An 8,537-nucleotide genomic window follows, 5' to 3' on the forward strand; every position below is an offset into this window, starting at 1 on the left:
AATCAGTCATGCAGAGCGTATACGAGAAGTCGTGGAGGAAATTGTGTTAGCAGACGAGGTCGGGTTGGACGTCTATGGGGTCGGCGAGCATCATCGGAGGGATTACGCAGCCTCATCACCAGCGGTTGTTTTGGCCGCAGCTGCTTCACGGACAAAACGGATACGGCTTACTAGTGCTGTTACGGTGTTATCTTCTGACGATCCAGTGAGAGTATTTGAACAATTTTCAACACTTGATGCGATTTCAAATGGCCGGGCAGAAATTATGGCGGGCCGGGGTTCTTTTATCGAGTCCTTTCCGCTATTTGGATATGACTTAGATGATTATAATGAATTGTTCGATGAGAAGCTGGACTTATTGTTAAAAATCCAGAAGTCCGAAAAGGTGACTTGGGATGGCAAGCATCGTCCGGCAATTCAAAATCTTGGTATCTACCCGATTCCTGTTCAAAATCCGTTACCTGTTTGGATTGCCAGCGGCGGGACACCACAATCAGTTGTTCGGGCAGGCATGCTTGGACTGCCGCTCGTCCTAGCGATTATTGGAGGAAGCCCGCGGCAGTTTGCCGGGCTTGTACAACTTTATAAAAGAGCCGCTAAAGAGGCGGGGCATGATGTAACTAAGCTGCCAATTGCCTCACATTCACACGGATTTATTGCCGAGAGTACAGAACTTGCAGCAGATAAATTCTTCCCGTCCACTCAGCAAGCGATGAATGTTATAGGAAGAGAGCGCGGGTGGGGGGAATATACGCGGGCAACGTTTGATTCTGCACGTAGCTTAGAAGGCGCCCTCTATGTTGGAGATACGGAGACAGTCGCAAAAAAAATTATTCATCTCCGCAAAAACGTGGGGATTACACGCTTCATGCTGCATGTACCCGTAGGATCAATGCCGCATGATGATGTAATGAAAGCCATCGAACTGTTGGGTAAAGAGGTGGCCCCGATTGTTCGGGAGGAAATTCGCAGATGGGAAGCTGAGGGTGAAGAGGAATTCTAAGCTTTACATTGCTTTCACCAAACTTAATGTCGGATTAAACTTTTTTAGGTATAATAAAACATACAGTATACTTACAGCATCCGGGAATTTGTAAACGATTCTCGGATTTTCATTTGCCGTTTAGTATTCGAAGAATTTACTAGGGCAATGATAAAGATGAAGCTACTGAAACAGGTGCGATAATAGGAGGTTTATGGATGCATAATCATGATATTTTAATCAGAGTACGCTATGCTCTAGATATAAAAAATAACGATATGGTAGAGATGTTTAAACTTGGCGGCGTGAACGTGACTAAAGAAGAAGTACTAGAGATGCTTACCAAACCAAAAGAAGATGACTACGATGACTACGACGATGATGTCGATTTTTATGATTATGAAGAGGAAGAAGATACGATCAAATGCAATAATAAGATGATGGAATCATTTTTGAATGGCATGATTATTTTTAAAAGAGGAAAACAACAGCCAAAACCAGGACAACCAGAGAGCCCAGCACCGACAGGGAAGGAAAGTGTGAATAACGTCCTTCTTAAGAAATTAAAAATCGCGCTGAGCTTAACCAGTGAGGATATGATTGATATCTTGAAAGAAGCAGGCGTCGATATAACAAAAGGTGAGTTAGGGGCCATTCTAAGAAAAGAAGGTCATCGAAATTATAAACAGTGCGGCGACCGATATGCTCGTAATTTCTTAAAAGGGTTAACGTTGAAATATAGAGGATAACGAGAAAACAATAGGCTTGGGTAATAAGGAGAAATCTTTATTACTTGAGCCTTTTTGTGTGCAAATTTATTATTCATTGGCTATGTAAAGTTTAATTGTATTTTGGAATTCGTTTTATTTTAAACGCTTGGAGTTATCTGAGTTTTATTACTTATTTTACGATAATTATAAATGTACAGTAATACTATTTTCCATAGTTAATTGAATCAGATTGAATTTATTTAAATTAAAAGGAAATGAAAAATATTTATGGTTAATATTTACTTTTATATCGACTGTTGATATAATGAAAGTATATCAACAGTCGATATAACGTCAGACGATAGGTGGTGTAACGATGGACGATAGTGCTCCTTTGACAGAAGGTGTTTATTACATCCTTGTTTCTTTATATGAGCCCAGACATGGATATGGAATTATGCAGTTTGTTTCCGAACTTAGTAATGGTCGTGTTGAGCTTGGCCCTGGAACGATTTATGGAGCGATTAAAACATTGGTTAAGCGTAAATGGATTGTTCCTTTAGATGAAGGTGAACGAAAAAAGGAATATGTCATTACGGATGCTGGGAAGTTAATGGTTGAAAATGAAATGAAACGACTTTATGAATTGCATCACAACGGTTTGCTCATTACGAAGGGGGAGAAGTAGCTGTGAAGAAAGTTAGGTATCGCTTTTATTTGGATTATGAAAAAGAAGAAAAGTGGATTAATGAGATGGCCGAGCAAGGCTGGCACCTTAAAAAGTGGTTTTTGGTAAGGTTCACCTTTGAAAAAGGAGATCCGGGATCATTTATTTACCGCAATGAATTCATCATTGAAAAGTCTAAAAAAGAGAAGAAGGAATACTTTGAATTGCTTGAAGACAGTGGACTTACCATTATTCATGAATCTGGTGGCTGGATTTACATGAAGAAGGCAGCAGCAGAAGGACCTTTTGAATTATATACAGATACACATTCAAAGATTGATTATTATAAGCGCATGTTAAATATTTTTCTCGTGCTCTTTTTCGTTAATGTATTCGCGGGAATTGTGAACACAGGTATTTTAGGAGATCAATCACTGCCTCAATTGATGAACTCAGTTATTGGTTTTCTGAACATAGCTGTTGCCATTATTCTAACGTTTCCAATTATAAAGATCATCCAGCGAAAAAGGGCATTAAAGAGATCAAAGGATTTATTTGAGTGAATGATGATATTTCCATGTAGGCGATAAAAAAGCAGAAGGCGACTAAGGGGCCTTCTGCTTTTATGTCTTTGAAATAAATCGGAATATTCAAAATAAAACTTTTTTAAATTACTATCCTCGTTTATTATAAAAATGAGAGGTGGTGTTGGTGTTGCTGAATGAAATAGCTAAGGATTTGTCTCTTCCAGCTCTTTTATTGGATTTAGATGCTTTTGATCAAAATTGCAAAAAGATTGCTGAAAAAGCAAATGGTAAAACGATTAGAATTGCTACTAAATCAATCCGATCTATTCCAGTTTTAAAGAGAATTCTCCAATCCAGCCCTATCTTTAAAGGCGTAATGTGTTATAGCCCCGATGAAGCTATTTTTCTTGCAGAACAAGGTATTGAGGATATCCTTATAGGTTATCCTTGCTTCGATCGCGAAGCTCATACTAAAATAGCAGAATTAAATGGTGAAGGTAATCAAATTACCTGTATGGTCGATTCAATTGAACAGGTTACGCAGTTAAATGAGATTGCTAAAAAGGCAAATGGTTTTTTTTATTTATGTATTGATATTGATATGAGCACCACGTTTGGCAGCCTTCATTTTGGGGTGAGGCATTCTCCATTAAGAACGCCTGAAGAGGTCATTCAGCTAGTCCGCTATATAAAGGAATATCCGACACTAAAGCTGATTGGCATCATGGGCTATGAAGCTCAAATTGCTGGGGTAAGTGATCATCTGCCTTCTCAGAAACTAAAAAACATAGCTATTTCTTTTATGAAAAAGAAATCGATCGATAAAATTAAAATGCGAAGAGAGAAAATTATTCACTCTCTTGAGAGAGAGGGTCTTCAACCGTTATTTGTAAATGGAGGCGGGACGGGAAGTCTTGATACGACGTCGAAAGAAGAAGGTGTTACGGAACTAACTGCGGGTTCAGGCTTCTATGCCCCTCTGTTATTTGATTATTACCGAGATTTCCGCTTCACCCCTGCCTTATTTTTTTCGTTGCCAATCGTTAGAAAACCAACCCCCAATATTTATACTTGTCTTGGAGGTGGATATGTTTCATCTGGAGTGCATGGTCAGGATAAGGTGCCTATGCCAGTTTACCCGCCGGGTGGTAAACTATTACCATTTGAAGGAGCAGGGGAAGTGCAAACCCCTGTTTATTATGAAAAGGAAACGTTGGAAATTGGAGATGTCATCATCTTTAGAGCAGCTAAAGCTGGAGAAATTTGTGAACGATTTAATGAAATTATTTGTTTTGCTAATGAACGAGTTGTAGACCAATTTCTTACCTATCGGGGGGAAGGGAAATGCTTTCTGTAACGAAAACCGCGCAAGGGAAATGGGAAAATTGGTCTCGAACGTGTGAATGTACTCCCGAAAAAATCCTGTATCCGTCCTCAATTGAGGAGGTTGTATCATTCGTTAAAGAAGCGGTGAAACAAAAGAAAAAGATTAGAGTAGTAGGAGCAGGGCATTCATTTAGTGATTTAGTAAAAACAGATGATTGGCTGGTATCACTTGATTTACTAAGTGGAATTGAACAACTTGATGAAGCAGCTAGTACAGTTACCGTTCTGGGTGGCACCAGGTTATTTCAATTAGGAGAAGAACTTGGTCAAGAAGGATATTCTCAAGAAAATTTAGGGGATATCAATGTCCAGAGTATTGCGGGGGCTATTTCAACTGGAACACATGGAACAGGTCATGAATTTGGCAATATACCAACCCAAGTAGTAGAACTTGTCATTGTTACAGCGTCAGGAGAGGTACTTACTGTCTCCGAAGAACACAATCCTCAATATTTCAAGGCTTGTCTGATATCTCTCGGAGTTCTTGGAATAATTGTGAAAGTAACACTGAAAATAATTAAAACACCTATATACGAATATAGAAGTGAAAAAATAGAATATCCACTTTTTGAGCAACAGCTTGAATGCTATATCAACGAAAACCGTCACTTTGAGTTTTATCTATTCCCCTATTCAGATCTTGTCCAAGTTAAAACGATGAATATTACGAAGCGTAAACCACGGCGCTTATTTTCCCACAATTTAAAAAATCTAATTCTTGAAAACTACTTGTTTTTTATACTGTCAGAGGTATGTCGATTGTTCCCAAAAAGCAGTCGAACGATTAGCAGATTATCTGCGAAGGTTATTGGAACAACAACCATTGCGGCTAATAGTCATGAGTTATTTGCTACTCCAAGACTAGTGAAGTTTAGAGAACTAGAATATAGTATTCCCCTTCAATATTTTAAGAGTGCCATTCAAGAACTTCGAGAGTGTATTGAAGTAAAGAAGCATAAGGTTCATTTTCCGATAGAATGCAGGACGGTCAAAGCCGATGATATATGGTTTAGCCCTTCTTATCAAAGGGATTCTGCCTACATAGCTTTCCATATGTATAAAGGAATGCCATATGAAGAATATTTTCGAGAGATGGAAGCGATTATGCAGAAATACGAAGGAAGACCACATTGGGGCAAAATGCACAGCCTAGGTAAAAAAGAATTATCTATCTGCTATCCCAAACTACCGGATTTTCTAGCCATAAGGGATGAACTAGATCCGCAAGAAATTTTTCTAAACGACTATATCAAAAAGATGTTGATATGAACGGATTGCTTCCTGCAACTGCACAGACAAATATTGGGATAGTAATATGGCGTTGTCTTTCCACAGTGTCTGGCCTTTGCCCAGACACTTCAACTTTTAAACTCTATTACGCTAAGAATGAAGAAAGCATTATGCCTTCTTCAGAACGACAATTAAACAGAAAAACGATGCAGTACCGCTTTGATCGAGCTGGTTCTTTCTCCTGCTTTTCCCCACAATTACTCGGACGTTCCTTTGAATAATTTTTCATCTTAAAATAAAAATCTATTATTAGCTAAATGAGTCAATTTCATAAATTTGAACCTTAGAGCCAAAAGGGTTTTAATAGGCAAAAAAGGAAGTATTTTCTAAGGTGTCGAAATGAGTAAGTGACCAAATAAGTTCTAAGTTTCTTTTAATAACCTTCTCAAAGTGGTATTTCCGTAAGTGATTTCGGCTTACAGCAACGATAGTGAAGGAATATAAAATGAACGATTAAACGTGTGACCAATTGGAGGTTGATCATATTGGATTCCGGGGAAATGTGCAGAATACTGATTGTAGATGATGAAATATTAATCAGACGGGGGATTATGCATTATTTAGATTGGGAGTCGGAAGGTTTTCAAATCGTTGGTGAAGCTTCAAATGGTCAAGAAGCTTTGGATTTGATAGAAGCATCGTATCCTCACATTATTATTACAGACATTGTTATGCCTATCATGGATGGAGAAGAATTAACACGAATCATCAAAGAAAAATATCCACAAATTCAAATTATTATTTTGAGTAGTTATGGAGAATTTGATTATGTGTGCTCCGCCTTTCAACGTGGAGTGGTCGACTATATTCTAAAACCAAAGCTCGAGGCGGAAAGTCTAATAAATGTTTTGAAAACGGCTGTTAAAAGAATTCCAGGTTTTCAATCCAGAGAAAAGGATTTAAGTATTAATATATCCATCGATCAAATTATCAACAAGTTAGTTTTAGGATACGATGCATATTATGGTTCGGAACAGGTTACAAGAGCGTTTCCCTATAGTCATTACTGTTTAATGGGTGTAGACATGAAAAAACAACCATCTAAGGGTTCGGCTGAATTTTCTGCCCAAGTCAAAGGTAACATTGAGAATATCTTCAACAAACAGCTAAGCGAGATCGCTTACTATTCTTTTAACTTTGATCCGAACATAATCGTATTTCTGGTTAATGTAAATCAAGAAGATTTGACAAAGGTTAGGGATGTTGCCAATCAATTAGCAGCTTCGCATGTTGAGAGTGGTTTTGTTTTAACCGAGGGATTTCAAAAATTTGGTCACTTAGGCAAGGTGTTTAAAGATAGCCTCCTAAATCTGTTAAACTATCGTTTTTATTTTCCAGATATCCTCGTTTTAACTGAATTTGATTTGCCAAGTATTGTGCCTAAAGGTGAAAAATTCAATCTGGATTGGTTTACAGAAGAGTTTATGCGCAAGCACTTTGATTCATCTTTTTTCTATTTAAGGGAATATGCCGAACAATTATCCCACAGTTTTACTATGGATGTTTTTGAATATAAAGCATTTTTCAGTAACATCATATTTAACATCACGATCCTCCTTGGCAATATGAATGATGAAATAAAAGAACTTGAACATAGCAGGTACTCGTTTTTCAAGCTCATTGACGAAGCACATTCTGCAAGAGAGACTATTAAACTATTGGATCGTTTTATTGAGGAAGCGAATAAAAGTATATTCTTAATGCAAAACCGAGCTGAAAATATAAATATGAAAAAGTTCATGGAATATCTTAAGAATCATTATGCAGAGCCGCTTACCTTAACCGATGTGGCTGCAACATTTCATTTTAATCCTTCTTATATCTCGAGTTATTTCAGTGCTCATAATAATGAAGGGTTTATAGAATCTTTGAATAGAATACGAATTGAAGAGGCTTGTAAGCTGCTCCTTCAAGAAGCAGCTGCCATCTCGGAAATCAGTGAAATGGTCGGTTTCTCGGATCACAGTTATTTTTGTAAGGTATTTAAAAAAGTAAAGGGAATGTCCCCTAGTCAATACAAAAGAAAACAATTGATATGATAAGGGACGTGATAAAATATGAGATTCATACCCATGCGTTTTAAACATAATACTTTGTTTATTACAATATCTCTTATTACCTTTATGATTATCATTCTGGTTTCAGTGACCATTACATGGACGACGATTCGGATGTCTGAGCAATTCTTTTTTGAAAAATATAGTATTACGAATGTGAAAATCATAAACGAAATAAAGGAACGCTTTGAGTCTTTTCATTACTCTATCGTAATTGCATCAAATAATATACTGCAAAGCGGTGTGATTAAGACCAATCTTACTGAAGAGCAAACGAATGCTGAGAAAATGATCTCATTTTTTACAATGGGGGAATACATTAAGCAAATACAATCAAATTTTGATACGTATGAGTTTGAAATCATCGTTAAAGGAGAAAATGGGGTCACCTTAACGACCAACCGTCCCCATTGGCCAATTTCTGATCAGGAGCTAGAGGAGAGTATTTTAACAAACAATACACTTAAAGAACCGAAAAGGCTGCTGTATCAATATGATGAACGAAAGAGCGAAACAAGAAGTATTGAGGAAACAAGGTTTGTTGTGGCAACTAAAGCATTAATGGATCGACTTTCCGGCACGGTATATGGCTCCCTGTATTTTTCATTTCGGGAAAGTGAATTCAAAAAGGTCTATGCGAACTATACGAGCCCGGGGAATGATATTTTCTTAGTTGATAAGTCAGGTAGGATTGTTTCCAGTAACCAGTCTCAATTAATTGGACAAAAGGAAGTAGGGCTCCTTCGGTATGCAAAAGAGATTAAAACCAATTCACAAAAGTACATGATTGGGAGTTTTAGAGGGAAGAAGCAGATTATTTTAGTGGAATCACTCCCCTCTTTAGATATGTATCTATTTAATATTATTGACAAGGAAAAGGCATTTGGAAATTTAATTGATAAGAGAAAAATTGTGTTG

The 8,537-nt window shown here is 37.4% G+C and carries 7 protein-coding genes and 1 pseudogene; all 8 read left to right on the forward strand.

The window, feature by feature from the left end:
- The first annotated feature begins 1 nt into the window (after position 1).
- A complete protein-coding gene (locus AC52RT_RS08405) occupies positions 2-1,003 on the forward strand; it encodes an LLM class flavin-dependent oxidoreductase (RefSeq protein WP_495540326.1) in 1,002 nt (333 codons plus the stop codon).
- A 197-nt stretch (positions 1,004-1,200) separates the two neighbouring features.
- Positions 1,201-1,731: a YehS family protein gene (locus AC52RT_RS08410; RefSeq protein ID WP_340848317.1), complete on the forward strand. Its 531-nt coding sequence runs from the start codon at positions 1,201-1,203 to the stop codon at positions 1,729-1,731.
- A gap of 337 nt (positions 1,732-2,068) precedes the next feature.
- A complete protein-coding gene (locus AC52RT_RS08415; RefSeq protein ID WP_340848319.1) occupies positions 2,069-2,380 on the forward strand; it encodes a PadR family transcriptional regulator in 312 nt (103 codons plus the stop codon).
- 2 nt (positions 2,381-2,382) lie between these two features.
- Positions 2,383-2,922, forward strand: a complete 540-nt coding sequence (locus AC52RT_RS08420) for a DUF2812 domain-containing protein (RefSeq protein ID WP_495540327.1) — start codon at positions 2,383-2,385, stop codon at positions 2,920-2,922.
- A gap of 151 nt (positions 2,923-3,073) precedes the next feature.
- The gene (locus AC52RT_RS08425) at positions 3,074-4,243 is read left to right on the forward strand and encodes an amino acid deaminase/aldolase (protein WP_495540328.1); all 1,170 of its coding nucleotides are present in this window, start codon (positions 3,074-3,076) and stop codon (positions 4,241-4,243) included.
- Complete coding sequence (locus AC52RT_RS08430) at positions 4,231-5,541, forward strand: D-arabinono-1,4-lactone oxidase (RefSeq protein ID WP_495540329.1); 1,311 nt, start codon at positions 4,231-4,233, stop codon at positions 5,539-5,541. Before AC52RT_RS08425 ends, AC52RT_RS08430 begins: the two co-directional genes overlap by 13 nt.
- 506 nt (positions 5,542-6,047) lie before the next feature.
- Positions 6,048-7,601, forward strand: a complete 1,554-nt coding sequence (locus AC52RT_RS08435; RefSeq protein WP_495540330.1) for a response regulator — start codon at positions 6,048-6,050, stop codon at positions 7,599-7,601.
- A gap of 84 nt (positions 7,602-7,685) precedes the next feature.
- Positions 7,686-8,537, forward strand: a pseudogene (locus AC52RT_RS08440) (hypothetical protein); the annotation flags it as partial.

Source organism: Peribacillus sp., assembly GCF_059453735.1.